Origin of the sequence: Paenibacillus sp. GbtcB18, from assembly GCF_019091125.1 — a bacterium.
GTDB classification, from domain to species: domain Bacteria; phylum Bacillota; class Bacilli; order Paenibacillales; family NBRC-103111; genus Paenibacillus_F; species Paenibacillus_F chitinolyticus.
In genome coordinates this window covers 120,458-145,776 of record NZ_JAGXJX010000001.1, presented here as the reverse complement: position 1 = coordinate 145,776, position 25,319 = coordinate 120,458, and the positions used below count along the sequence as shown (strand labels likewise).

The following is a 25,319-nucleotide window of genomic DNA, read 5'->3' as shown; positions in this document are numbered from 1 at the left end:
GTGTAGCGTACAACGAAGCTTCAGGTTATATATGGACTGGGGCATTCTGGGTCCGTTATCGGTTTGATCCAAGATTAGCTTATATCTTCGATTGTTCGCCCGTTCCAACTCTTTACTGAGCCCGCTATGTAACCTATTCAACTTTTCCAAATTCATCTGACTTGCTCTTGAGGCAACTTCGCGATATTCGTACGACCTTGTTTACCCATAAAAAAACTTACGGTAGACAACATAAAGAACATCTTGGCAGAGGTCTTCATTTCGTTGTCTACCGTAAGGGGATATTACCATCGTAAAAATCTACGTGAGAAGTTCCACTTTCTCTTTTTCAATATAAATTGCTCTTTTCGAGTCTGAACTACTTCCTCAAGGATAATAAATTCAGAAGAATGACAACCGCCTCCGCACGAGTTGCCGGTGCCAAAGGGGCGAATGTCTGGTTATCCCGACCTGTAACGAGGCCTTTGCTTACTGCGGCTGCTACCCATCCCTGTGCCCAGACGGGAATATCGGCTTGGTCAACGAAGGATATTAACTCTGGAGATTCTTCCGCCAAATTCAAAGACTTCACCGCCATCATCGTAAGCTCTGTTCTCGTTATATCCTTTTCAGCACGGAATGTGTTGTCTTCATAACCGGAGATAATTCCCTTTTTAACCGCCTTCGCGATGTCCGACTTTGCCCAATGATTAATTAGATCGTGATCGCTGAACGTAAGCTCGGTCTCTTCCTTCAGCTTTAATCCTCTAACGAGCAAGGAGGTAAATTCGGCGCGCGTGATTTTCTTGTCCGGCTGGAATGATCCGTCCGGGTATCCTAAAATCAACCCTTTTTTAACAGCTTCTTGTATTTTTTCTTCTGCCCAATGACCCTTCAAATCATTTAAAACAACTGCTTCTGTGTTGTCCGTTGGAATTTCGGGCTGTACATGTCCTCCATTATCCGTGCCGGTACCGGTACCAGTACCGTTTCCGTTGCTGTTTCCGTTGCCATTACCATTATCAGTTCCATTACCATTTCCGTTACCGTTGCTATTTCCGTTACCGTTATCGGTACCGTTACCATTGCCGTTATCAGTTCCGTTTCCGTTATCGCCCGGGTTAGGTTTAACCGGACCAGGCCCTTCCGTTGAAGCCTGGACGCTAAAATGAAGGGAACTCGGTGTCACCGTCATTTCGCTTCCCTGTTTATCGGCAAGGATCGCTTGGACTACCTCAATCTTGCCGTTTACAGCATCCGTTGCTTTTTTTACTTTAAATGTAAGTTTCAATAAATCGGCGTTCCCTTGAATTTCTTGTCCCTCGCCGGCAACCGCAAGCCTCAAGCGTCCGGTATCTTCCGCCTTCGACTTGAGTATGGAGACGCCTCTTTGCATAGACTCGGCGGACACAAACTCCAGCACTTGAGCATCAAAATCGAGCGTCAAGTCGTGGGCATACATATCGCTCACAGCTTTTTTGATTCGGTAGGTCACAATCAGCGGCTCACCCTTAACTACGGATTGATTTCCGCTCAATTCAGTATCCGCATTGGCTAGGACGACGGTCAATTTTTGTGCTTCTTCCACATTGCCGGCTTTGTCTATCGAGCGATATTCGATGTTTTGCACACCTTTTTCTCGAATAATGACTTGACCTGCTTTGACTGCCATCCATTTCCCGCCATTGATTCGATACTCGCTCCTCAAAACACCCCAACCGTTCGGATCGTCCACCGCGGTAAAGTGTAGGGTCACGTCCTTGTAATTCTCTTGATCGGCTCCGCTATTTCCATCGACACGCACGGAGGTTGTAGGCGCTTTCGTGTCTTTAAGAAGCACTTCCAAATAAGCTTGGTATTTGCCTTCTTCACTTTTGCGGCTTCGAATCGTTGAAGCCAAGTTGCTTCCGACCTGCTGTAAAGCGAAGCTTGCCACTTTGTCCCCTTGCTGTTGTGCCGTCACGAACGGAGTCACATCGAATTTACGCCATTGCTCCGGTGTTGTGAACGTAGCCACATCAATTTGTTTACCTGGGGCCGGCTTATTCGCAAAAGTTAAGGTTGTTTCTGACCAGCTATCGTCAGGCACCTCATAAACGCCAATATCCGAGATATTACCGCTTCCGTCTTTCGTCTCCCCATATACATTAAGGCTCACAGAATGAATTTCCTGCATAGAGGAAGGCAGCGCAAATTTCAGAAAAACTTTGCGGTCCGTGTTGCCGCTTCCGTTTCGAATATTCAGAAATCCTCTTGTTCCGAAATTGTTGTTCGCATCCGTCCCGCCATTGACGAATGTATCTTCCGTGACCGGAATTCGAACCTTTGCGGCCGGGTCAGGCTCATAATCGGTTTCCCCGGGAAGCTCCACTTCCTGATCCGGGTTAATTTTCAATTGAATCGTATGGCTTTTTCCCAAAGACCCTCTAGTATCCACTTCCAGCTGCAGGGTTGGCAGCGTCCGCAATACTTTAACGCTAGGATCACTTGCAAGCACCTGCGAGGCGGCGGCCGCAAGCTCCACTTTCACCTTGGACTGGGATTGCGTCGGGTCTGACACCGAGATCGTAAGCTCATCGCCTTTTTCCTTCATCATGAGCGAAACAGGCTGGTAAGCGCGTACGCGATCCAGCGTCCCCGGTTCCCAAAAGTGAATGCCGGTCAAGCCCAATTTGGTTTCTTGAACCGCTTGGATTTTCGCCGTGTTGCTCAAGATACGCACATCCGGATTTTCACTATAAGATTGGGTAGTCGCCGCATTTAAAGTAGGCAGCAGCACGTAGGAGTAAGATTGATCGGTCTGCTTGATTCCATGATCAATCGCTAAGCTTGCATAATTACGCGTGATGGTGTCCGTCGGGCCCGTTGGATTAATATCTCTCCACGATCCGCTTCTCGCCTCCCGTAAAGCGCTGACATTTGCCGTTTCGGGAAAATAGTAGCCGATATCGGCTCCGGCTGCCGTACCTTGCAAGTTGGCCCATTTCACTCCTGTAAGATTCTTGGACCAGCCCAGATTACTCGGCATCGTCTCGCCGTTCACAATCAGCTTGTTATCTCCTGCCGAATTAATCATCCGGTTCTCAACAATCGTTTCGACTTTACGGCTATCGGAGGTTGTGATTCCCGCTCCCAACGCAACAATCTCGTTATCGAACATAAACCACGATTTTTTTCCCGTTAATTTACTGCCTGGCGGAGCCAAGTCCATTCCTGCCGCACCATACAACTGGTCCATCGATACTCCGCCGACCCAGCTTTTAGAGGTTACTTTACTGCCTGTCCTTGGCAAGCCGTCAGAGGTTGTTCCCGGCATCCGATAGGAATCCACCGTCGGCCAGAACGCGTCCCTGAACTGAGCGGCATCGTTATTGTACAAATACGTCATGCCGTCGCCCGTGTACCAGCCCTTCGTATGCTCGCCGTTGATTCCCCCCTCATAGTTGGAAATCCGCGAGGACGACATGCTAATCGCATAGGCATATCCCTCCCGCGCATGAACAACACGGTCCATCGCCGAAAACTGATGATGAACAATCAAATCCCCGCGAGGCACGACAGAAGTATCTTTCATTAAGGCTTTGAAAAGAACAAGATCCCGAATCGGCATGCCCTCATATTTGTTGGACACGCTCGTATCCGATAAAACCCATTCTTTGACCATGCTTTTGTAACGGGCCGCAAGGTCAGGAGGAGCAAATTGTGACATCCGATTAATGGTCCACGCCGTTCCGCGGGTATTGTTGTTAAACCGCGATACCGCCCGCCCGCTAACCATTTCCATCATATGTCCGTTGTAAATGAGCGGCTCGAACGAATTGGTGATCCAATCGTATGTATTCGCCAAGTTTGGATCTTGAATCGGCCAAGGCGAATCATTCAATATCGTCAAAAGCTTAGCCATATCGCCAAGCAGAACGCTTCCGTAACTTCCGGTATACGCAATATTGTTATGCTGAATAAAAGAACCGTCGGAATAAAAACCGTCGCCGCTTGTTACCGGCGGGAATACCGGGCTAATGGAGCTGCGCGCCTGAACGATTTTCGTTTCACTTTTGCCAATAACGCCTCGAATCAGTACCGCCAGTGCTTTATCCAAAAGGTTTGCGCCTGTTTCTTTCAATGTGCTGCCCAGCCGTAAGGTGGGATCGGGTATAAATTTGTCAATCGTTCGGGTATAACGGGCAACTTGCTCAGGAGAAAGGTGATCATACATTAAAGTCATGATATCGCCGAGAGACAGCGGGGATCCGATTTCCCAGTCCCACCAGTTATTGTATTTCGCTTTATTCTCATTAAAACGATTTGTATACATCCAATCCAAACCCGCAATAATATCTTGTCTTAGCTGCTCATTGCGGTACAAGTTCGAGCCTTGAGTCGAGTAAGCAATCGCCATGTCTTTCAACCGGTTATAAGAAAGGGTAATATGGCTCGAATCCGTCGTACTTGCATAATCCGCCCACAACGATTTGCGGGCCGGGTCTTTAAGGAGCAGGTCCCAAAAGCCGTTTTTTTGGTCGTTGGTTACCTTTTTGGCGTTGGTCTCCACCGCTTGACGGATATCTTCATCGTTCAAATCGATTTGCTGGCCGCCCGTCAAAAACGCAAGCCACTTCTCCCTCATGGAATCAATCGGGTCCGGCTGCTGGGCCTGAACAGAAACGGGATAAGAGGTAAAAATGAGCGCCACTATCGTTAAAGCAATGACTGCAACCTGTAAAATGGATTTTTTCATGCAAATAAACACTCCTTTCGTTCATCTAACTGACTTATGGAAAAATCCGTTCCGTGAACCACATCAGGTCACTATGATCGATTTTATGGTCTCCATTCACATCAGCAGCCTTTACCGTATCCCAATCCGGGCTGCTAGCATTTTTACCGAAATGTGCGGCCGCCATGGCTAAATCACCGACGGTTATTTTTCCATCGTTCGTAAGATCACCCGGGATGCTTGCTTCTTTTACTGTAATTTCACTTGTCGCCGCAAAAGCACCGTCATCTGTCATCACCGTTACGATCGCCTTCCCCGGCTTCAGAGCGGTCAGAACAGCAAGAGGACCTTGAGCCTCCACTTGCACAACATCTTTGTTATCTACACGCCACTGGAGCGATAAACCGCTTACATTTTCAGGCGTCACCTTGGCCGTTAAGACGGCAGTTTGCATCTTTTCCAGCGTTACGTTCGTTTGGTCCAACGTCAGGCCCGTCACGCTGTTCCATTTGACTAAAGAAATATCATCAAACCATACCGTGCCTGTCCCCGTTTCGAAAAACGGTTCCAGCCGGATATATTTCGCTTCCACTGGAGCGGATAGGATGACTTCCCGCTTCATCCAGTCCTGGGTTCCCGTTAATTCCTCCGTCGAGGGCCCGGGCCCTATCTTGTCATCCTGTGTTTTCCCGTCAAGACCTTTGATGCTTTTAAAAAACTGCGTTCTAACAAATACGCCGATGCCCGAATTGACATCCTTCGTTTTTACCCAAACGCTCAGTTTATAGGTTTGTCCACCCGTAATCGGTAAATCTTGAGAAAGACCCGTTCTGCTCAGTGCCGCATGTTCAAGCTGGACCGCTTGAGTCCCTGTATGGTAAACATCCTTGGTCACAGAGACCTTTCCTGTTCCGCTTGCTAACCATAACCCCCAACCAACGGGTTCAACTCCGGCTTCCCACTTTCCTGCCCCAGACTTTACGCTTTCAAATCCCCCATTTGAAACCAAATCCGGCTGCAGTTCGCTTGCATGGACTGTCGTCCCAAATGAAAGCGCCTGCATCATAAAGCAAAAAACCAGAAATACAGAGATTCTTTTGCTCATCGAAGTCATTCCACTTTGCTCCTCTCTCATTCTGAATGTACAAGAAAAAAAATTCCTCTCAACCATCATAGAGAACTATTTAGCAACCTCATAGTTCATTTTTTTGCTCTATCGTGAACGATTTTGACTTTATTATGTCGATTTTTTACCTTAGGCTGGCATCTTTAGCAATTTAACAGGACTCATATGACCTGATTAAATTTTCTTTACTTCCTCATTTGTACTTGTTTTTTGAGAGTTGTCATCATAAAAAATACCGCCCTTCATCGGATTTTTGTAAACCCAATAAATAACGGTATTGGTTGGTAGGGTACATAGAAGTTTATCGGCGTAGAATTGCTGACTCTCTTCTAGCTGTAAGGATTTGAGTGCGGATAGCCGATGATGAAATTTCTCTTTTATTTAGAAAATGGTTGTAACTTCAACATCATTCCAAATATCTTTTAAGTGCTTCCCATCCATTTTTCCTTTTTCGAGCAAATTAATTGCATCTGTAAACATTTGGTATTTGGAATTAGGCTCTGACAAGTACCATCCAGCTTTGTTATTAGTTATTGAATATTCTCTACCCATATATTTAAATTCCACTTCACGCCCAATAGCTAAATCTCTTTCTAAATCTTCATATGAATATGGCATATACTTTGCATGAATCCATTGATTCGGACTAATACCATAAGAATTTTCAGCACACTTAAAAACTTCGTCTAACGAATAATGTAGGGAATCCCCTATGACGTTCCAATTTTCATCGCATGAAAATAAATAATACTTATTATAGCTTCTGTCGTTATCGTACTGTGCTATAGAAAGTGCCTGGATTAAAACATCATGCATTAGTCCATTTTCATCTTGAAAACAAACATAACCTAATTCTTTGGTCTTCATGAATGTATACGCTAAAACCGTTGCCCCATCGAGTTTATTGGGTGCAGAAAACATAACCCCTATCCTCCTCATAGGTACTATCATGGAATAATTCAAGAAATATTTTCTTATTAACATTTGTGATTTTCTTACCTTGCAGGATTCTCCAAAATGCAGCATACCCAGCTATGATATAGGCCGGGTATACAATGTTTAAATGAACTAACGTTTACCGTTAGTCCAATGCCAATCCCATTCCGAGTAACGGTGATTATTAGGCCCCGTTAGAGCCTCGCGAACGTGATGTAATCGACTTGGACAGGTTCTGCCGATTCGATCCGAAGTGCCCGGTTGATCTGTCCCCGGTGATATTGCCCATGTAAGAGGACCTGCAACAGGATGTCCCGGACGGACGTTTGGAACGGATCCCCGATCAGGCTCGCATAGTCGATCATCTCGTCCAGCTCGGATTCCTCGAGCCCTTCGATATAGACGCGATATTGCTCGGCGTTTTCTTCAAACATCGTCCGGATCGCCGTCAGGTCTTCCGCTTCCTCCCACAACGAATACTGCGCGCTGCCCTTGCCCTGCAATCGGGACAGCCAGACTCGTTCCGCGACCGCGACGTGTCGAACTAGCTTCAGAAGGTCCTTGTTCTTCGTCTCACTCTCTTCGAGCGCGTCCAGAATACGTCCGTCTGCCCAGTACAGGTGGTCCATCATGGACTTGATCGTCTTCATTTCGGTTTCCCCCTCTTCGTCTCATCGATTACTTGAACCTGCTGTTATCCGTTAGTTTAAACATTTGAATGAACTAAAACAACCTTTTTTTGGGTGAATTCCTAGTTGCTATAACACTTCCAAGGCGAAACACGCATTGAAAGGCGCACGATGCTCTCAATGCGGCGAGAAGTATTATGATTGGGATGATACGGAAATCATCAGGCAGTTAAGAGAGCTAATCAAACAATAATCATACATCGCCTGATAAAATAATAAACCAGTAACAGATCTTCTTCTGTTACTGGTTTATTCGCTTTAACCTATCAACTTTTTCTTCTGTGCTTCAAACTCATCTCCGCTGATTATTCCCTCATCTCTTAGCTGGACAAGTTTTCTAAGTTCATCAGCAACGGCCATATTCCCTTGAGAATTATTGCTACCCGTTGAAGTCTCTTTTCGCTTATCCTCCTCGTCGGCTTGCCTGATTAGCACACCGATTAATTGATGGCAATGATATGCTGTGTTGTAGCCATCTTTATATGCCTGACTGTCCTTTGCATATGCGGAATATTCCGAATCTAAAAATGCAATTTTACATATCGGGTTTGCTGTATCATTAACAATCACGTTCAACTCAATCTTCTTCACTTTTTCTTGGCTTGTCGTCGAGCCAGAAAGTCCTCCTATCAATGCCCCTACTCCGCCAGCAAGCAAACCGCCTAACAACGCTCCTCCTAATTGGCTGCCCCTATTCGTAGAAGTAACACTGATACCATCAGTCAAAATCTCAGATTTCAAAATATCATGATAGCTGTAAACTCTATCTTTGTATAACTTAAGGGATACGAATGATATTTGCTTGTTCGTCTCGTCGATAGATAATGTAACATCTCCGTTTGCCGATGTGTACTGTTGTGACGATTTGTAGTTGGGAATACGCTTTAACCTATCATCCGTTTCATACCGCATCTGTGCTATTTTCTCTTCTTCAAGTTCTTTATTCTTCTTATAGCAGTACCACGAACCAATTCCAAATCCAATAAACAGTACCCATGCTAAAATTGGATAGTTGCCACCGCCGCGAGTTGCAAGAATTACAAAAAAGAAAATAAATGCGAAGATTGCTGAAATACCACTAAGAACCCCATACATATTATGACCTCCAAGTTGTTGTTTTAAATACTTTTTGTACTATCGTTCATATACGAATTTTTTCAATAAAATCCGCAACCCTGTTACAGTGTGGCCTACCTAACCTTCGCTTTTAATGAAGGAGCGTGAGCTAATGTCATCTGATTTTCTAAAACTCGTCGGTGAACGCATCAGAACGTTTCGTAAAGTGAAGGGCTACACACAAGAATCTTTATCGGAAAAATCCGGTATATATATTACATATATTTCAGATATTGAGCGCGGCGAACGAAACATTTGATGGAAACGTTGGAGAAAGTGATTGTCGCTTTAGAAGTAAATCCCGTCGATGTATTAGATTCGGGGGTAATGAAAACACTTGAAGAACGATTTGATAAGAAGAAGATAATGCAAGCTCTAACCTCGTTGGAAGCAGGGAGACAGGTCGAGGAAGTCAAGTAAACACCAAACAACTTTTAAGTTTGCTCGTAACCCACCAGCGTCTTACTTGCTAGGTTTCGACTCCTAGTACCTCCTTTGTATTTTACTCATGACGTTGCCGACCGGGACGTTTTCGCACACGGAGACAAAAAATAACGCCACCCATTACGGATAAATCCGTTGAGCAGCGTCAACTAAACTAAATTTGCGTTATATTCTAGACCGTGTTTTTTCGCGAAGGCCCTAATTTATAATGATATTCCCTAATACCTTTTCTGGCCTTTGCAAAGCGCTCAGTTACCTCGGCAGCTTTACTTTCATCCCCAGTAGTTATCATAGACCTATATAGTAAAATAGCTGCCATCTGTTCATTTACGAGAAGGAATATTTTGGATATAAAGAAAGAGCGTCAGCACGATTGATATATCGCTAAACCTGGCGCTTTAGCTAGAATTTCTTCGTAATAAATAACGCCCTCTTCCGAGAATCTCGGTCAAGGGCGATTGTAAACATAAAGTTTATCGTATAGCAATAAGCGTGTCTATACGCCGTTAAAGTTTTGCAAAGAAACGGAGGCGCAACGTAAAGTTTTTCGGAATCTCCGCGCCAATGGCCGAAAGTTTATGCGAACGATCGTTTGGACAGCGTCTCAAAACCCGCGTCATTACGCAGTTTACGACACCTTATGCTCAATCCGCAGCTTATCCGCGACCATCGCGATGAACTCGCTATTCGTCGGCTTCGATTTGCTAATATTCACGGTGTAGCCGAAAATAAATGAGATGCTGTCGATGTTGCCGCGCGTCCAGGCGACTTCAATCGCGTGACGGATGGCGCGTTCGACGCGGCTCGGGGTGGTTTTATATTTTTCCGCAATGGCGGGGTATAGCGTCTTGGTGATGGCGCCGAGAATTTCGATGTTGTTGTACACCATCGTGATCGCTTCGCGCAGATATTGATATCCTTTAATATGCGCAGGAACGCCGATTTCATGTATGATTGTCGTAATGTTAGCGTCCAGATTTTTGCTTTTCGGCATCTGAACGACATTCGCTTTGATGGAACTGGACGACGTGACAGCCGGCTGGTTGCCCACCAGTTGACGGATGCGGTTCGTGAGAACCTCCATGTCAAACGGCTTCAAAATATAATAGGAGGCGCCAAGCTGCACGGCTTTCTGCGTAATATTCTCCTGGCCGAAGGCCGTGAGCATAATGATCCGCGGAGCCGGATTTAAGTTCATTTCGCGAAGCTTCTCGAGTACACCCAGGCCGTCCAGATGAGGCATGATAATATCCAAAATGAGAATATCAGGCACATCCTTCTGCGATTCCATAAAACGGAGCACTTCGTTTCCGTTATAGGCGATGCCTGCAATCTCCATATCTTCCTGTTCACTGATAAATTCGGAAAGTAAATGTGTAAACTCTCGGTTGTCGTCCGCTAACAAAACTTGAATCTTTTGCAACTTGAAAGCCTCCTTTATTTGTAAAAAAATCGAGGGTTTTCTAATTCCTTGCTTTATCATTTCGACACGCCAAATCAAATTCCTTCTGTCGAAAAATTATTTTCTTTATTTTTGTGAGCCGTTATTTTATAATAGAGTTTTATTTTGGTATTTCAACATTTTTCGACAAATCGTTTACAAAAAAAGAACCAAAGGCTAGCTCGCCTTCAGTCCTTTCGCATCCGATTCGGGCCGGAGCAGAATGCCTGCATCCTGGAGCATCCATTCGATAAAGCAGCCGTATCCGCTGGACGGATCGTTCACGAATACGTGGGTGACCGCTCCGATCATTTTGCCGTTCTGGATAATCGGGCTTCCGCTCATCCCCTGCACGATACCGCCGGTCTTCTCAAGCAGCCGCTTGTCGGTTACTTTGATGACCATCCCCTTGGTTGCGGGGCTTCCCTGCTTGGCTACATGCACAACCTCGATATCGAACTTCTCCACTTTCTGTCCGTTCACGACCGTGTAAATTTGAGCCGGTCCTTCTTTTACCTCTTCCGCGAATGCGACCGGAATCGGCGTTCGGGATAAACTATAATCAGGCGCTTCATCCATTTTGCCGAAAATGCCGAACGGAGTATTTTTCTCAATCGTCCCGATCACCTTGCTGTCCCGGAAAATCTGCGCATGCTTCTCGCCCGGCTCGCCGTTCTGGCTTTTGGCAATCGACGTCACGTTGGAGTGAACGACTTCGCCGCTGCCGACCACAATCGGGGTCTGCGTGTCCATATCGGTAATCACATGACCCAAGGCGCCGTAAACGTTCTGCTCGGGCGCGTAGAAGGTCAGGGTGCCCACTCCGGCCGCGGAATCGCGAATGTACAGGCCGAGCCGGTACGACTTATCCACGACGTCATACGCGGGCTTCAGCTTCAGTTCGAAGCGCTGTTGACCTCTTTGAACCGTCAGTTCCAGCGGCTTCTTGCTTTGACCGGCTTTATTGACGAGACCGAATACCTTAGACACGTCCGCAGAGGGACTACCGTTGATCGCAACAATCAAATCACCGACCTGCACCTTCGCTTCTTCCCCCGGCGAGATCTTCTGTTTCTCGGTCACGGCAACCAGATGATGGCCTACAACCAGAATGCCGGCTGACTTGATTTTGACGCCAATGGTTTGCCCGCCGGGAATGACTTTCAGATCCGGCACGACATTGACCTTAACGGTCTTCAGAGGAATGGCTCCGAACAGCTTCAGTTTCATCTCGGTGTAGCCCTGCTGTTGGGACTGGAGGGAAATCGGATCTTTCAAATTAACTCGAAATGAGTGCCGGGAGTTCCCGTTAACCTTGACTATTTCGGGGTCTTCCACCGTAAGCATGGCGTTTACCGGCATGGAAAGCCTGAGTTCTTTGGCTTGCCCGCTAAAAAGCCGGAGCTCATCGGGGAAGGAGGCGAAGCTTTGGAAAGGGGCGGATACACTTAGGATACAAACGAAGAAAACGAGCAGGAGACCAATGAATCTTCTACGACGATTCGATTTCACAAGACACCCTCCTTCTGCTTTCTTGCCCTGACGAACCCTCGTCAAATGCGTACCCTTAAGGTATCCTCCCTCCATTCGTTTTATAACTGCAAATGCTTCTAGAGCCCTCAGTTAGTTCCTTGACTTTTTTTCATCCGCCAAAGCAAGCATTTCTTGAGCGTGGTGAAGGGTCGTTTCCGTCACTTCCACGCCTCCGAGCATCCGTGCCAGCTCTTCGATACGTCCGCGGCGGTCCAGATCGGTCACGCGGGTAAACGTGCGTTCGCCCTGTACTTCTTTATGAATGTAAAAATGTACGTCGGCCATGCATGCCACCTGCGGTAAATGCGTAATGCTAAAGACCTGGCAGCTGCGCGAAAGCAGCGAAAGCTTTTCCGCGATCGCCTGAGCCGCACGTCCGCTGACACCCGTATCCACTTCGTCGAAGACGAGTACGGGGATCTGGTCCAGCCGGGCGAAAATACTCTTCATGGCGAGCATGATCCGGGAAAGCTCCCCGCCCGATGCGATTTTGCTGAGTCCGCGGAGCGGCTCTCCGGGGTTCGGCGCCATCAGGAACTCGACAAGGTCGATTCCGTCCCGGGTGAATTTAACGGGCTCGTCGCCGATCTCCAGCCCTCCGCCACCCGCGGGAACCGGGGTATGCGACACCTGGACGCGGAACTGCGTGCGCTCCATATGGAGGTCGCGGAGCTCCGTTTCGATTTCACCGGCCAGACGGTCCGCGATTTTTTTGCGGGAATCGGACAGCTTCCGGGCCGCTTTCGTGAGCTGGACGATTTCACGATCGAGCTTCTCCTGCAGCTTCTGGATAATCTCGTCCTTGTTCTCGATCGTGGCGAGTTCTCCGCTTACTTTCTCGCTGTACGCCAAAATCTCCGCAATCGTGTCGCCGTATTTACGGCGCAGCGAAGCGATCATATCGAGGCGCAGCTCGATTTCGTCCAGCCGCTCGGGGTTAAACTCGATGTCGTCGCGGTAATCCCGGAGCTGGTAAGCGGCATCCTCCAGCTGGTAAAAAGCGCTCTGCATCTGCTCCAGCAGAGGAGCGATTCCCGCGCTGTCAATGGCCGCCACGTCCTGAATGCGGGCAATGGACTTGCCTATGGCTTCCAGCCCGTTGCTCGCGCCGTACAGCGTATCGTAGGAGGCCGCCACGCTCGAATACAGCTTCTCGGCGTTCGCCAGCTTGCTTTTCTCCTCCGCCAGCGTGACGTCCTCGCCCTCCTTCAAGGAAGCCGCGGCGATTTCATCCACCTGGAAACGGTACAGGTCGATCATCTGCAAGGACTGCTTGCTCGTTTCCTGGAGCGCCCTCAGCTCTTTGCGGAGCTTCGTGTAGCGGTCGTACGATTCGCGATACGCCGCCAGATTAGGACCCACCTCTTTATCTCCGTAAGCATCCAGCCAGTGGATGTGTTCGTCCGATTTGAGAAGAGACTGATGCTCATGCTGGCCGTGAATATTGACGAGCCATCCGCCGACTTCGCGCAGCATCGTCAAATTGACGAGCTGGCCGTTGATCCGGCTGGAGCTTTTGCCGCTTGCCGTGACTTCGCGGCGGATAAGCAGCTGCTCCTCCCCCTCGGCTTCGATGCCGAGCTGGGCAAGCGTCGTCCATACGGGGTGTCCTTCGCCGATTTCGAAAACAGCCTCGATCTCGGCCTTCTCGCTGCCGTAGCGGACCAATTCGGAGGAACCCCGGCCGCCGACAATCAGGCTCAGCGCGTCGATAATGATGGATTTACCGGCGCCGGTCTCACCCGTCAGAACATGAAAGCCGGATTTAAATCCGATGTGAACGTATTCGATAACCGCCAAATTGCGGATAGACAGTTCTGTGAGCATAGGTCCTCCCCTGAATTCGCTGCATGACCGAGTCAGATCAGCGACATAATCTGATTCACGACTTTCTGGCTGACGTCCTTCGTCCGGCAGATGATCAGAATCGTGTCATCCCCGCATATCGTCCCCATGATTTCAGTCCATTCCAAATTATCGATCAAAGCGCAGATCGTGTTTGCCGTTCCGGGCATACACTTCATGACAACCAGATTTTCGGTAAAATCGATGTTGATAAAATGATCGCTTAGCGCCCGTTTGAGCCGCTGCATCGGATTGTAGCGCTGATCAGCCGGCATCGAATATTTATATCTTCCGTCATCAAGCGGGACCTTGATCAGATGCAGTTCTTTGATGTCCCTGGAAACCGTCGCCTGAGTCACGTTGAAACCCGCAGTGCGCAGCGATTCCACCAGCTCGTCCTGAGTTTCGATCTCTTGGCCCGTAATGATTTCCCGGATTTTAACGTGGCGTTGCCCTTTCATTCGAACACCTCAATGTGAAACGTAATTTGTTTAATCTTGCGTCCGTTCATGTCCACGTACAGCACTCCGGCCGCTTCCGGCACGAGGAGCGAGTACACCAGCAGCATGTCGCGGATAGCGCTTCCTGTCATCTCGAGCGGCTTGCGTTCGCGCGCCACCTTGACGAGATACAGATTGTCCTCTTTTTCAGCAAAATAGTCGATAAACAGGCGGCTGTACAGCTCTTCCTTCTGATTCAGGGTCATCGAAATCGGGATTTTGGTTTTCCCTCCCACCACGTCAAACCCGGCACCGATCAGAAGTTCGACGACATCATCGTCTTCCGGAACTTCGTTATAGTCCGTAATGCGGATAGGTTGGAACGAATCAGCGTAAGGCTCATACAGCCACTTTCGGAAACTTATGCCGGCCCATGCTGCGAGAAGTCCTAAGAGCAAAATTAGGATAAGCGTATCCCCGTGCTGCATACCGGATCACCTCGACGTACCTATTCGCTAAGCGAGGCGGGGATTCCTTTTGACTGTGACGTCTTTTTCCAAGTGTTTTCCTGTGTTTACTTGCGGCAAACCCGGCTTTCTATTAAAACCGCCCTACTGTCAATACCGGGTTTCCGGTTTGGCGAACATGGCCTTAGCCTCGGGAACGACACGATCGATCAGGGATTGAAGAGGTTCCTCCAGCTTATCCGGATCTTCGGGATTGCAGGTCCAATACGCAAGAAATTCAATGTTTCCTTCGCCGCCGGTAATCGGGGAAAACGTAAGTCCTTTTAAGTAAAAACCAATTTCCTTCGCGAATCCGAGAACACTTTCCAATACGTCCTTATGCACTTCCGAATCCCGGATCACCCCGGATTTGCCGACTTTCTCGCGTCCCGCTTCGAATTGAGGCTTGATGAGGGCAACCGTCTCCCCTTTTACACCCAACATCGTTTTCAGCGGAGGCAGAATGATTTTCAAGGAAATGAAAGATACATCGATCGTGGCAAAAGACGGGGGCGGACCGGTCAATTCCTCCGGCGTCAAGTAACGGAAATTCGTGCGTTCCATCACCTGGACACGCTCATCCTGACGAAGCGACCAGTCGAGCTGGTTATATCCTACATCGATCGCGTATACATACGAGGCCCCGTTCTGAAGCGCACAGTCGGTAAAACCGCCGGTAGAAGCACCGATATCGAGCATAACCGCGCTTTTTACGTCGATGTTAAATTGTTTTAACGCTTTTTCCAGTTTTAAACCTCCGCGGCTTACGTATGGATGCACCGCACCCTTTACTTTCAAGGCGGCCGCGCGGCTAATTTTCATTCCCGCCTTATCGACAGGCTCCTCATCAGCAAAAACAAGGCCAGCCATAATGGCGGCCTTGGCTTTTTCTCTGCTTTCAAAATAGCCTTGTTCGACGAGCAGTACATCAATTCGTTCTTTATCTGTCGCCATTCCATAAGCTCCTGTTATCGTTCGTCGTTTGGGCCGGCTGCCGCCGGCACGTGTAAGCTGGTTCCCGTGGTTGACCTCATCATGTGATGCCAAGCCGGGCCCTGCCCGCCGGTTCCTTGTGCGGCGTTAGGCGTTCAGGCCGGCGGAACGCTGGCGTTTGCGCGGCAGCAGCGTGTGCACCTGCGTAATCAGGTGCTCGGCGGTTAAGCCGACTTCTTGGCGCTGTTCTTTGATCGAACCATGCTCCACGAAGTAATCCGGCACGCCCATCGTGCGGACACGCATGCCTTCAATGCCCTGTTTCGCGTAAAATTCGAGCACCGCGCTGCCGAAGCCGCCTTGTTCCGATCCTTCTTCCATCGTGATGATCGGCATGTGCTCTTTGGCAAGCTGGAGAAGCATGGCCTCATCCATCGGTTTGATAAACCGGGCGTTGATAACGCGCAGGTTGATGCCTTCTTTTCTCAGCATATCCGCGGCTTCCAGAGCGATCTGGTTCATCGGGCCGACGGCCAGCACCGCCATCGTCTCTCCTTCGGTCAGCGTCTCCCAGGTGCCGATCGGAATCGGCTGCGGATTCTCATCCATCGGGATGCCTAGCCCGTTGATGCGGGCATATCGGACGGCGATCGGCCCTTCGTTATAGTCAATCCCCGTCCGCATCATGCGGCGGAGTTCATTCTCGTCTTTGGGCATCATAAGCACCATATTCGGCAAGCTGCGCAGGAAGGCGATATCGTATACGCCCTGATGCGTTTCTCCGTCGGGTCCTACGAAGCCTGCGCGGTCAATGGCAAACATGACATTCAGTTTGGGACGGCAAATATCATGCACGACCTGGTCGTAGGCACGCTGGAGGAAAGTAGAGTAAACCGCAAATACCGGTTTCATCCCCTCCGCCGCCATGCCTGCGCATAATGTAGCGGCATGCTGTTCGGCGATACCTACATCAATCATGCGCTCAGGGAAGCGGGCGGCGAAATTCATCAGCCCCGATCCTCCCGGCATGGCCGGCGTGACCGCCACTATGCGCTCGTCTTTCTCGGCAAACTCAATAAGCGTATTGCCGAATACTTCGGTATACATGGGATTGCCCACGGCTTTAAGAAACTGGCCGGATTCGATCTTGTACGGGCTCGCTCCGTGCCATTTGTGGGAATCCATTTCGGCGGGGGAGTACCCCTTTCCCTTGGTCGTAATGACGTGGATGAGCACGGGGCCCTCCACTTTCTCCGACTGCTTCAACGTTTCAAGCAGCAGAGGCAGATTATGACCGTCAACCGGACCGATGTAGTTGAAGCCGAGTTCCTCGAACCAGACACCGGAAACAAGCAAATATTTCAGGCTATCCTTGACTTTCTCCGCCGTCTTGGCCAGAGTCCCTCCGATAGCCGGGATTTTCTTAAGGAGACTTTCGACTTCTTCTTTCGCTTTGCGGTAGTGCTTGTCGGACCGGATCTTGCTCAAATAATTGTGGATCGCGCCCACGTTCGGGGCAATAGACATCTCGTTGTCGTTCAGAATAACGGTCAGATTCTTCTTCTCGTGGCCGATATGGTTCATCGCTTCAAGCGCCATACCGCCCGTCATGGCTCCGTCCCCGATCACGGCAAAAACACGGAAGTCTTCGCCTTTCAGATCCCGGGCCATGGCCATCCCCATCGCAGCCGATAGCGAGGTGCTGCTGTGTCCCGCTTCCCATACATCGTGATCGCTTTCCGCCCGCTTGATGAAGCCGCACATCCCCTTGTACTTGCGCAGGGTATCGAAACGGTCTTTACGCCCGGTTAAAATTTTGTGCACGTACGCCTGATGCCCCACGTCGAAAATAAATTTGTCCCGGGGGCTGTCGTACAGCGTATGCAGCGCGATGGTCAGCTCCACTATGCCCAGATTGGAGGAGAGGTGCCCGCCGGAAGCAGACAGCTTTTCTACGAGAAATTGCCGGATTTCCTCTGCCAGCTGTTCAAGCTCCGCCGTAGACAACCTCTTTAAATCCTCTGGCTGGTTAATATGATCGAGCAGCACATTAATTTCCTCGCTTTCCAAAGGTGAAAATTAGCAAAATTTATGAAATACGTTCATGTGTTCGTGTATTTGATTTCACCATTATACCATAATTTCAGCGGTCACGCTTCATTAGGTAATCGGCCAGCTCCAGCAGCCTTTGCGGTTTCGGCAGAACCCCGCCTGCGATGGCCGTTTTGGCTTCGTCCGTCAGCTGCGCGACCCGCCGCTCCGATTCCTCCAGCCCGATGAAAAAAGGATACGTCACCTTCTGTTGCTTCTCGTCGCTGCCTACGGCTTTTCCCAGCTTCTCCTGCGTGCCGGTCACATCCAGAATATCGTCCTGGATCTGGAACGCCAGCCCGATCGAGCGGCCGAAGTCCGTAAGCGCTTCAAGCTGCTTGTCGTCCGCGCCCGCAACCCTTCCCCCCGCGCGGAGAGAGAACATGATGAGATCGCTCGTTTTGTGCTGATGGATATATTCCAGGCCGCTAAGCTCCGTAATGCCCTGCTCGCCCTTCATATCGGCCACTTGCCCGCCCACCATTCCCCGGGCTCCGGAATATTCGGCGAGTTCCTCGACGATGTTCAGAACCTGTTCGGCCGGAACACCGTGCCGGCGCGCCTGTGAAACGCTGTAAAACGCCTGCGTCAACAGAGCGTCACCCGCTAGGATCGCCATCGCTTCTCCGTAAACTTTATGGTTGGTTAGTTTGCCCCTCCGGTAGTCATCATTATCCATAGCAGGCAAATCATCGTGGATCAGCGAGTACGTATGCACCATTTCAATGGCACAGGCTACCGGCATAGCGGCTTCCTTGCGTCCCCCCAGCGCTTCCGCCGCCGCAAGAACGAGAATCGGCCTAAGCCGCTTGCCTCCCGCATCGATCGAATACTGGGCGGACTGCCGCAGCACATCCGGAATGTCCCAAAGCCGGGGGAACAGCTCTTGAAGCTCTCCCTCGACTTCTTTCGCATAGGAAGCGATATATTCTTGGATGTTCATGTCTGTGTTCAACGGGATTCCCCTTTATCCTCGATCATATTGGCTCCGAACGGCTTCTTTGATAGGCCGGCTTCGCTTTCCACGAGCATTTCGATCTTCTTCTCCACCGTTTCAAGCTTCTGGCCGCACAGGTGGGACAGTTTCATGCCCTCCTGGTACAGCTCGATCGCCTGCTCGAGAGGGACATCCCCGCTCTCCAGCTTCGCAACGATTCCCTCCAGCTTGTCCATCGCTTCCTCGAAGCTGATGGCGGTTTCTTCCTGCAGATTACTTTCGTTCCCCATTTGTTTTCTCCTCCATCGCCCAGACGTGGCAATCGAGCCGTCCGTCAGTCAACTGAACCCGGACCATGTCGCCGATCTGAACCTGCTCGATCGAATTTAATACGCGTTTTTCTTTCTCGTCGTAAACAAGGCTGTACCCCCGCTGCATCACTTTAAGCGGGCTCAGCGCATCCAAATGGCGCAGCGTGGATACGAGCTGCTGCCTGCGTCCCCTGGCGACGCCCTGCATCGCCAGCGTCAGCGCCCGCTCTGCGCCTTCGACGCGTTTGCGGGCGTAGCGTACCTGCTCCTGCGGGTTGAAGCCCGACAGGGTGCGTTCCAGACGCATGCGGCGGTCGCCGGCCCGGCCGACAAGCTGACGCATGCGGAAAGAAAGCTGCTCGCCCAGCCGATCCAGACGCTGGGCCGAATGCTGCAGAAGCTGCCGGTGCGGATTCGTCAGATAAGGCGAGCGGCGGAGCCGCTCCAGCCGGTCCTGACGGCGCTGCAGCTGCTGCAGCAGGCCCCGGTGCAGGCGCTGGCCGAGATGAGCCATCTGCTGCTTCAGCTCCAGATGGTGAGGCACCGCCAGCTCCGCCGCGGCCGTAGGCGTCGCCGCCCTGAGATCGGCGACGAAATCCGCGATGGTGAAGTCGGTCTCGTGGCCGACGGCCGAGATGATGGGGATCGCGGAGGCGAAGATGCTGCGGGCAACGATTTCTTCGTTGAACGCCCACAGCTCCTCCAGCGATCCCCCTCCGCGGCCGACGATCAGCACGTCGACTTCACCGAGGTTGTTCATCGTCTCGATCGCGCGGACGATGGACGGGGCTGCCTGAGCGCCCTGCACCAGTACCGGATGCAGCAGAATCGGCACATTCGGGAACCGCCGCTGCAGGGTGATGATGATGTCCCGGATCGCGGCTCCCGTCGGCGAAGTGATCACGCCGACGGCTTTCGGCATCCGGGGAATCGGCTTCTTCCGCTCGGTGCGGAACAAGCCCTCGCTATCGAGCTTCTGCTTAAGCTGCTCGAACGCGAGGTACAAGCCGCCGATTCCGTCGGGCTGCATCTGCGTCACGTAGAACTGGTACTGCCCGTCCCGTTCGTAGACGGAAACGTTTCCCCGGGCGATCACCATCGTACCTTCCTTCGGACGGAACGGAAGCCGCTGGTTGTACGACGCGAACATAATGCTTTTGAGACGGCTGTCTTTATCTTTCAGCGTAAAATACATATGACCGCTGGAATGATGCGTAAAGTTGGAAATCTCCCCGCGCACCCAAACGTCCTGGAGGCGATTGTCGCCTTCCAGCTTCATTTTGATATAGCGGTTGAGATCCTTAATGGATAATACGGCGCGCTCGCTCATGCGTTACACGCCCGCTTCTGTACCCGTATTAGACGCGCGGCGGGCCGAGCTCAGCGTATTCTTGAGCAGCATCGTAATGGTCATCGGACCTACACATCCCGGAACCGGTGTGATGTAGCCCGCGATTTCTTTAACGGCATCGAAATCGACATCCCCGCAAAGCTTGCCTTCGGCGTTCCGGTTCATCCCGACGTCAATCACGACCGCACCCGGTTTCACGTGCCGGTCCTCGATCACGCCGGCTTTGCCTACCGCGGCAACCAGAATGTCCGCCTGGCGTGTAATATCCTGAAGATTCGGCGTGCGGGAGTGGCAGATCGTAACCGTCGCATGCTCGCGGAGCAGCAGCATCGCCATCGGTTTGCCGACGATGTTGCTTCTTCCGACGACGACGGCGTGTTTGCCTGCCGGGGACACCCCGATTTTTTTCAAAACTTCCATAACGCCGGCCGGCGTACAAGGAAGCATGCCTTCTTTGCCGATCATCAGATTGCCCACGTTAACCGGGTGAAAACAATCCACGTCTTTCTCCGGAGTTATCTCATCCACAACCTGCTCCTCGTTGATGTGGCCGGGAAGCGGAGACTGTACAAGAATACCGTGAAACTCCGGATTCCGGTTATACTCATGGATCAGCTTGACAAGCTCTTCCTGGGTAGTGTCCGCCGGAAGACGGTGCACATGAGACTGGATGCCGACTTGGGCACAAGCCTTTTCCTTGTTATTGACATAGACATGGGAAGCCTGGTCATCGCCTACGATAATCACCACGAGTCCGGGGGTCGTACCCCGGGCGGAAAGTTCCTCGACTTCCTGTTTGATTTCTTCCCGGATGGAACGGACGATTTCTTTGCCGTTAATCACTTCTGCTGCCATGACGGTTCTCCTCCCTAGTTATCCGTTAATGGTTTTCTTTGTTTTCCTGTTGTGCGTGTTGTTTCCCTATTGTATCCCGCTATAAGCAGATAGCGCAAAGCTGTCCGGACGACTTCTCAGAAGTCCCGACAACCGTGCGCCCGTTTCATTACTCTTTGCCGCTGCGGATATGTTCCCTCAGCGTATCTACGTCTTTAATCATTTTGCCGAGTACGCCGTTCACGAATTTGCCGGAATCGTCCGTACCGAAATGCTTCGCCAGATCAATGGCCTCGTTAACGACAACCTTCGGCGGAACATCTTCCTGAAACAGCATTTCGAATGCGGCCAGGCGCAGCACTTCACGGTCTACGCGGGACAGCCTGTCCATTTTCCAGCCTTTCAGGTAACCGGCCAGAAGCTGATCGATCCGGTCCCGGTTGTTTAACGTACCGTCCACGAGTTCACGGATATACTCCGGCATGATTTTTTCCTTATGATCCACCTGGGCTTCGTTATCGTTCTCCGCCTCATGTACGGCAACGTTCACCGCTTCCGCCGCCGAGACCCCGTTCATATCGATCTGATACAAGCTCTGCAAAGCTATTTCTCTGGCTACTCTACGCCTCATTGTATGCCTCCCACATCTTAAACCGCTAGTTCGTTCGTCTACGTCTAGTATACGTCATTTTAAATCCAACCCAAACAAAAAAATCCAAGGATGAACCCAGGATTTCAGCGAAACATTCTCCATTTTTGCGTAAGAAATTGCCAAAGGTTCTGGAACGGGAGCAAAAGATCTTCTCCCCGGTCTACTTTTTTGCCGATATAATACCCCAGGAACACGATAAATGCAAAGATCAGCATATTCCAGAAGCCGAAAAACAGATAGACCAGGCCCAGAACAAGTCCGGCTCCTCCGCCGGTTATCGTTCCGGGGTGTTCCTGCCACAATTTTTTCCACATGAGAGGACCCACCTCTATTCTACCCGGCTTTTAAACGTTGGGGTATTCTGCACGATATTCGCCACATAGACGGATACGCCGGAGACCGGGATTCCCGTAATCTCTTCCACGTGATTCTTGATCGCGGACTGTATTTCCTCCGTAAGTTCCGGAATGGAGGATTCCCCGTCCACTACGGTACGAATGCCGATCTCGAGTCCGGCTTCGCTCACCTTCACACGAGCACGCAGATCGCGAACTCCGCGGCTTCTTCCGGCCGCTTTCAACGACAGATTCTCCACCGTTTCCACCGAAATCCGGATATCCCCGTATTCACTGCGCTGGTCGATAGACGGCGCTTGCGTGCGGCTTCTGCGTACGGATATGTAAAAAAAGCGGATGCTAATCAGAAAAATAACGATTCCGGCACCGATCACCCATGCCTTGGATACGGTAAAACCGCTGTCAAATACATCCTGGAGAAAATAATCGGTCGCTCTCATCGGAATGAGCTGAAAAACGGCGAGTACGGCGATGGCGGATAGGAACATGATCGCGAGGCTGAATAGAAATAACAGGAGTCTGTCCAATAATTTGACCACAGCAAATGGCTCCTTCCGAAATAAGTGAGGAACCCCCGTCCTTAGCGGTTGGGGGTCAATGTGTAGCCGCTGCTATTTATTATTTTACGCGCAGTGCGGCTGATTCCTCTTCAACCGGCTTCTCGGCCGTCTTGAATTGGACGTCGTGAATGTGAACGTTTACTTCCACGACACTCAGCCCTGTCATCGATTCGATTGCCAATTTCACGTTCTGCTGGATCTTGCCGGCCACTTCGGGAATCCGGTGTCCGAATTCCATCACGATAGAGACATCGATCGCCGCCTCGCGCTGACCGACGTTCACCTTGATGCCTTTGGCAAAATTTTTGCGTCCGAGAAGCTCGGTAATGCCGTTGACAAAACCTCCGCTCATGCCGGCCACGCCTTCCACCTCGACGGTAGCGAGTCCCGCAATCACTTCTATGACTTCAGGAGCGATCTGAATGGTGCCCATATCTGTCTTTTCATAATCCGCTGCAATCATCGTCATCCTATGCACACCTCCTGCACGTTTGGGATAAGCCCACTAATTTAATACTATACCATTCCGGAATTTTTATGACAATGAATCCCGCTTAGGATTCCGGGTCGTTCACGTCGTGCTCTTCCAGGAATTTAATATCGAAATCTCCGCTCAGGAATTTGCGATGATTCAAAAGCTTCAAATGAAAAGGAATCGTCGTATGGACGCCATCGACTTCGAACTCGGCCAAAGCACGCTTCATCCGGTTCACGGCTTCCTCGCGGGTCGCTCCCCATACGATCAGCTTGGCGATCATGGAATCGTAATGCGGAGGAATCACATAACCCGGGTAAGCCGCGCTGTCCACGCGGACGCCTATACCGCCCGGAGGCAGGTAGAAGTTAATGCGTCCCGGCGACGGCATAAAGTTGCGCTCGGGATCTTCCGCGTTAATTCGGCATTCGATCGACCAGCCGTTGATCTGAATATCTTCCTGTGTAAACGGAAGAGGGTTGCCTTCGGCGACACGGATCATTTCCTTGATCAGGTCGACGCCCGTTACGAATTCGGTGACGGGATGCTCGACCTGGATACGGGTATTCATTTCCATGAAATAGAAGTTCCCGTCCGGTCCCAGCAAAAATTCGAGCGTGCCCGCGCCGGAATAGTCGACGGCCTTCGCTGCGCGAACGGCCGCTTCCCCCATCGCCTGACGGATTTCCGGCGTCAAGGTCGGGCAAGGCGCTTCTTCGACGAGCTTCTGGCGGCGGCGCTGCACCGAGCAGTCGCGTTCGCCCAGATGGACCGCGTTGCCGTGCTTGTCCGCAATGATCTGAATTTCGACGTGCTTCATGCCCGTGAGGTACTTCTCCAGGTAAACGCCGGAGTTGCCGAAGTTCAGCTGAGCCTCCTGCTGGGCCGTCATAATATGCTGGATCAGCATATCCTCGCTCTCGGCGATCCGGATGCCTTTGCCTCCGCCGCCGGCCGTCGCTTTGATAATCAGCGGGTAGCCGATGTCACGACCGAGCGCGATGGCCTCGTCGAGGTCCTCGATCAGTCCGTCGGAGCCGGGAATAACGGGAACGCCCGCTTCCTTCATCGTCTGCTTCGCGACTGCCTTGTCCCCCATTTTGGTAATGGCTTCCGGGGAAGGGCCGATAAACGTGATGTTGCAGCTTTCGCAGATTTCCGCGAAATCCGCATTCTCCGCCAGAAACCCGTAACCCGGATGAATGGCGTCCGTATCCGTAAGCGTGGCCACGCTCATGATATTTGTAAAATTCAAATAGCTGTCTTTGGAAGGCGTAGGTCCGATGCAGTACGCTTCATCGGCAAGACGGACGTGAAGAGCGTCCCGGTCCGCTTCCGAGTAGACGGCAATCGTCTGAATGCCAAGTTCACGGCAGGCGCGAATAATCCGCACGGCAATTTCACCGCGGTTTGCAATTAAGACTTTCTGAAAACCCATTTTGTTCCCTCCGTTCAATTACTCCGGCTTCACCAAGAACAGAGGCTGGCCGTACTCGACAAGTTGGCCGTTCTCGACCAGAATTTCAACGATTTCGCCTTTTACTTCCGCTTCGATCTCATTCATCAGCTTCATTGCTTCCACGATGCAGACGACCGATTTCTCGTTCACGTTAGAACCTTTCGAAACAAACGGGGCAGATCCCGGAGAGGAAGCCTGGTAGAATGTGCCTACCATAGGCGATACGATTTTATGTAAGGTAGAATCCGATTCCTTCTGTTCATCCGCTTTCGGAGCTTCTGCTGCCACATGTGCGGGAGCGCTTCCGGGTACCGCTTGAGCAATGGCGGGCGCGTACGTTTGCTGCACGGGAGCCGCCGTAACGACTACGGACTCGGTTTTGTTAGGTTTGCGTATCGACAAACGCGCACCTTCGTTTTCAATTTCGAGTTCCTGCAGGGACGTCTGGTCCATTAGTTTCATTAATTCTTTAATTTCGCTCAGCTTGAACATCCATGTCACTCCTTCAAAAATGGTGAACCGATGCCGTAATACGACGTATGTATTATATCACAACCGCAAGAAATGGAAAGAGTCCAGTTTGTCCGG

At 50.7% G+C, this 25,319-nt stretch carries 23 protein-coding genes; 1 reads left to right on the top strand and 22 read right to left on the bottom strand.

Translation table 11 applies throughout. From position 1 onward, the window contains the following. Positions 1 to 358: 358 nt before the first annotated feature. The 5 genes from KVT34_RS00695 to KVT34_RS00675 all read right to left on the bottom strand — a co-directional run bounded on the left by KVT34_RS00695 (position 359) and on the right by KVT34_RS00675 (position 8,542). The gene (locus KVT34_RS00695) at positions 359 to 4,717 is read right to left on the bottom strand and encodes a polysaccharide lyase family 8 super-sandwich domain-containing protein (protein WP_217556180.1); all 4,359 of its coding nucleotides are present in this window, start codon (positions 4,715 to 4,717) and stop codon (positions 359 to 361) included. Between the two features lie 34 nt (positions 4,718 to 4,751). Beyond that, positions 4,752 to 5,810, bottom strand: coding sequence for an Ig-like domain-containing protein (locus KVT34_RS00690; RefSeq protein ID WP_254634493.1), 1,059 nt, complete (start codon positions 5,808 to 5,810; stop codon positions 4,752 to 4,754). A gap of 393 nt (positions 5,811 to 6,203) precedes the next feature. Continuing rightward, complete coding sequence (locus KVT34_RS00685) at positions 6,204 to 6,743, bottom strand: hypothetical protein (RefSeq protein ID WP_217556179.1); 540 nt, start codon at positions 6,741 to 6,743, stop codon at positions 6,204 to 6,206. Positions 6,744 to 6,952: 209 nt separating this feature from the next. After that, a complete protein-coding gene (locus KVT34_RS00680) occupies positions 6,953 to 7,408 on the bottom strand; it encodes a DinB family protein (RefSeq protein WP_217556178.1) in 456 nt (151 codons plus the stop codon). A 297-nt stretch (positions 7,409 to 7,705) separates the two neighbouring features. Further along, positions 7,706 to 8,542: an SHOCT domain-containing protein gene (locus KVT34_RS00675; RefSeq protein WP_217556176.1), complete on the bottom strand. Its 837-nt coding sequence runs from the start codon at positions 8,540 to 8,542 to the stop codon at positions 7,706 to 7,708. 115 nt (positions 8,543 to 8,657) lie between these two features. On the opposite strand from KVT34_RS00675, the gene KVT34_RS31655 reads away from it, so the two are divergent. Beyond that, positions 8,658 to 8,822 carry a helix-turn-helix domain-containing protein gene (locus KVT34_RS31655; RefSeq protein ID WP_309244049.1) on the top strand — a complete coding sequence of 55 codons (165 nt, stop codon included), beginning with the start codon at positions 8,658 to 8,660 and terminating at the stop codon, positions 8,820 to 8,822. An 813-nt stretch (positions 8,823 to 9,635) separates the two neighbouring features. Here the strand turns inward: KVT34_RS31655 and spo0A are convergent. The 17 genes from spo0A to accB form a co-directional block, all read right to left on the bottom strand. Further along, positions 9,636 to 10,430: a sporulation transcription factor Spo0A gene (gene spo0A / locus KVT34_RS00665; protein WP_217556175.1), complete on the bottom strand. Its 795-nt coding sequence runs from the start codon at positions 10,428 to 10,430 to the stop codon at positions 9,636 to 9,638. A 195-nt stretch (positions 10,431 to 10,625) separates the two neighbouring features. After that, on the bottom strand, positions 10,626 to 11,960 hold the full coding sequence (spoIVB, locus tag KVT34_RS00660) for a SpoIVB peptidase (RefSeq protein ID WP_217556174.1): 1,335 nt from the start codon (positions 11,958 to 11,960) through the stop codon (positions 10,626 to 10,628). A gap of 111 nt (positions 11,961 to 12,071) precedes the next feature. Then, on the bottom strand, positions 12,072 to 13,808 hold the full coding sequence (gene recN, locus KVT34_RS00655; RefSeq protein ID WP_217556173.1) for a DNA repair protein RecN: 1,737 nt from the start codon (positions 13,806 to 13,808) through the stop codon (positions 12,072 to 12,074). Between the two features lie 32 nt (positions 13,809 to 13,840). Then, positions 13,841 to 14,287: a transcriptional regulator AhrC/ArgR gene (gene ahrC / locus KVT34_RS00650; protein ID WP_042228619.1), complete on the bottom strand. Its 447-nt coding sequence runs from the start codon at positions 14,285 to 14,287 to the stop codon at positions 13,841 to 13,843. After that, positions 14,284 to 14,754: a hypothetical protein gene (locus tag KVT34_RS00645; RefSeq protein ID WP_217556172.1), complete on the bottom strand. Its 471-nt coding sequence runs from the start codon at positions 14,752 to 14,754 to the stop codon at positions 14,284 to 14,286. Before KVT34_RS00645 ends, ahrC begins: the two co-directional genes overlap by 4 nt. Before the next feature lie 129 nt (positions 14,755 to 14,883). Then, positions 14,884 to 15,726, bottom strand: coding sequence for a TlyA family RNA methyltransferase (locus KVT34_RS00640; RefSeq protein WP_217556171.1), 843 nt, complete (start codon positions 15,724 to 15,726; stop codon positions 14,884 to 14,886). A gap of 126 nt (positions 15,727 to 15,852) precedes the next feature. Then, positions 15,853 to 17,754, bottom strand: a complete 1,902-nt coding sequence (gene dxs, locus KVT34_RS00635) for a 1-deoxy-D-xylulose-5-phosphate synthase (RefSeq protein ID WP_217556170.1) — start codon at positions 17,752 to 17,754, stop codon at positions 15,853 to 15,855. Between the two features lie 94 nt (positions 17,755 to 17,848). Further along, positions 17,849 to 18,739 carry a polyprenyl synthetase family protein gene (locus KVT34_RS00630; RefSeq protein WP_254634548.1) on the bottom strand — a complete coding sequence of 297 codons (891 nt, stop codon included), beginning with the start codon at positions 18,737 to 18,739 and terminating at the stop codon, positions 17,849 to 17,851. Positions 18,740 to 18,747: 8 nt separating this feature from the next. Next, entirely contained in the window at positions 18,748 to 19,023 is a 276-nt protein-coding gene (gene xseB, locus KVT34_RS00625) for an exodeoxyribonuclease VII small subunit (protein ID WP_217556168.1), read from the bottom strand. Next, positions 19,007 to 20,374: an exodeoxyribonuclease VII large subunit gene (gene xseA / locus KVT34_RS00620; protein ID WP_217556167.1), complete on the bottom strand. Its 1,368-nt coding sequence runs from the start codon at positions 20,372 to 20,374 to the stop codon at positions 19,007 to 19,009. The genes xseB and xseA overlap by 17 nt, the downstream gene beginning before the upstream one ends. A 3-nt stretch (positions 20,375 to 20,377) precedes the next feature. Further along, positions 20,378 to 21,250, bottom strand: a complete 873-nt coding sequence (gene folD / locus KVT34_RS00615) for a bifunctional methylenetetrahydrofolate dehydrogenase/methenyltetrahydrofolate cyclohydrolase FolD (protein ID WP_217556166.1) — start codon at positions 21,248 to 21,250, stop codon at positions 20,378 to 20,380. Positions 21,251 to 21,398: 148 nt separating this feature from the next. Next, positions 21,399 to 21,860, bottom strand: coding sequence for a transcription antitermination factor NusB (nusB, locus tag KVT34_RS00610; RefSeq protein WP_042228627.1), 462 nt, complete (start codon positions 21,858 to 21,860; stop codon positions 21,399 to 21,401). A 104-nt stretch (positions 21,861 to 21,964) separates the two neighbouring features. After that, positions 21,965 to 22,195, bottom strand: a complete 231-nt coding sequence (locus tag KVT34_RS00605; RefSeq protein ID WP_217556165.1) for a DUF2273 domain-containing protein — start codon at positions 22,193 to 22,195, stop codon at positions 21,965 to 21,967. Positions 22,196 to 22,209: 14 nt separating this feature from the next. Further along, positions 22,210 to 22,776 carry an alkaline shock response membrane anchor protein AmaP gene (gene amaP / locus KVT34_RS00600; protein ID WP_217556163.1) on the bottom strand — a complete coding sequence of 189 codons (567 nt, stop codon included), beginning with the start codon at positions 22,774 to 22,776 and terminating at the stop codon, positions 22,210 to 22,212. A gap of 79 nt (positions 22,777 to 22,855) precedes the next feature. After that, a complete protein-coding gene (locus KVT34_RS00595; protein ID WP_217556162.1) occupies positions 22,856 to 23,266 on the bottom strand; it encodes an Asp23/Gls24 family envelope stress response protein in 411 nt (136 codons plus the stop codon). An 85-nt stretch (positions 23,267 to 23,351) separates the two neighbouring features. Next, entirely contained in the window at positions 23,352 to 24,710 is a 1,359-nt protein-coding gene (gene accC / locus KVT34_RS00590) for an acetyl-CoA carboxylase biotin carboxylase subunit (protein ID WP_217556161.1), read from the bottom strand. An 18-nt stretch (positions 24,711 to 24,728) separates the two neighbouring features. Beyond that, positions 24,729 to 25,223: an acetyl-CoA carboxylase biotin carboxyl carrier protein gene (accB, locus tag KVT34_RS00585; RefSeq protein WP_217556160.1), complete on the bottom strand. Its 495-nt coding sequence runs from the start codon at positions 25,221 to 25,223 to the stop codon at positions 24,729 to 24,731. Between the last annotated feature and the right edge of the window lie 96 nt (positions 25,224 to 25,319).

Bases quoted from the DNA above. Each gene is read 5' to 3' on its own strand.
- KVT34_RS00695 (WP_217556180.1), bottom strand. From the start codon at position 4,717: ATGAAAAAATCCATTTTACAGGTTGCAGTCATTGCTTTAACGATAGTG.
- KVT34_RS00690 (WP_254634493.1), bottom strand. From the start codon at position 5,810: ATGACTTCGATGAGCAAAAGAATCTCTGTATTTCTGGTTTTTTGCTTT.
- KVT34_RS00685 (WP_217556179.1), bottom strand. From the start codon at position 6,743: ATGTTTTCTGCACCCAATAAACTCGATGGGGCAACGGTTTTAGCGTAT.
- KVT34_RS00680 (WP_217556178.1), bottom strand. From the start codon at position 7,408: ATGAAGACGATCAAGTCCATGATGGACCACCTGTACTGGGCAGACGGA.
- KVT34_RS00675 (WP_217556176.1), bottom strand. From the start codon at position 8,542: ATGTATGGGGTTCTTAGTGGTATTTCAGCAATCTTCGCATTTATTTTC.
- KVT34_RS31655 (WP_309244049.1), top strand. From the start codon at position 8,658: ATGAAGGAGCGTGAGCTAATGTCATCTGATTTTCTAAAACTCGTCGGT.
- recN (WP_217556173.1), bottom strand. From the start codon at position 13,808: ATGCTCACAGAACTGTCTATCCGCAATTTGGCGGTTATCGAATACGTT.
- ahrC (WP_042228619.1), bottom strand. From the start codon at position 14,287: ATGAAAGGGCAACGCCACGTTAAAATCCGGGAAATCATTACGGGCCAA.
- KVT34_RS00645 (WP_217556172.1), bottom strand. From the start codon at position 14,754: ATGCAGCACGGGGATACGCTTATCCTAATTTTGCTCTTAGGACTTCTC.
- KVT34_RS00640 (WP_217556171.1), bottom strand. From the start codon at position 15,726: ATGGCGACAGATAAAGAACGAATTGATGTACTGCTCGTCGAACAAGGC.
- KVT34_RS00630 (WP_254634548.1), bottom strand. From the start codon at position 18,739: ATGAACATCCAAGAATATATCGCTTCCTATGCGAAAGAAGTCGAGGGA.
- xseB (WP_217556168.1), bottom strand. From the start codon at position 19,023: ATGGGGAACGAAAGTAATCTGCAGGAAGAAACCGCCATCAGCTTCGAG.
- xseA (WP_217556167.1), bottom strand. From the start codon at position 20,374: ATGAGCGAGCGCGCCGTATTATCCATTAAGGATCTCAACCGCTATATC.
- folD (WP_217556166.1), bottom strand. From the start codon at position 21,250: ATGGCAGCAGAAGTGATTAACGGCAAAGAAATCGTCCGTTCCATCCGG.
- nusB (WP_042228627.1), bottom strand. From the start codon at position 21,860: ATGAGGCGTAGAGTAGCCAGAGAAATAGCTTTGCAGAGCTTGTATCAG.
- KVT34_RS00605 (WP_217556165.1), bottom strand. From the start codon at position 22,195: ATGTGGAAAAAATTGTGGCAGGAACACCCCGGAACGATAACCGGCGGA.
- KVT34_RS00595 (WP_217556162.1), bottom strand. From the start codon at position 23,266: ATGACGATGATTGCAGCGGATTATGAAAAGACAGATATGGGCACCATT.
- accC (WP_217556161.1), bottom strand. From the start codon at position 24,710: ATGGGTTTTCAGAAAGTCTTAATTGCAAACCGCGGTGAAATTGCCGTG.
- accB (WP_217556160.1), bottom strand. From the start codon at position 25,223: ATGTTCAAGCTGAGCGAAATTAAAGAATTAATGAAACTAATGGACCAG.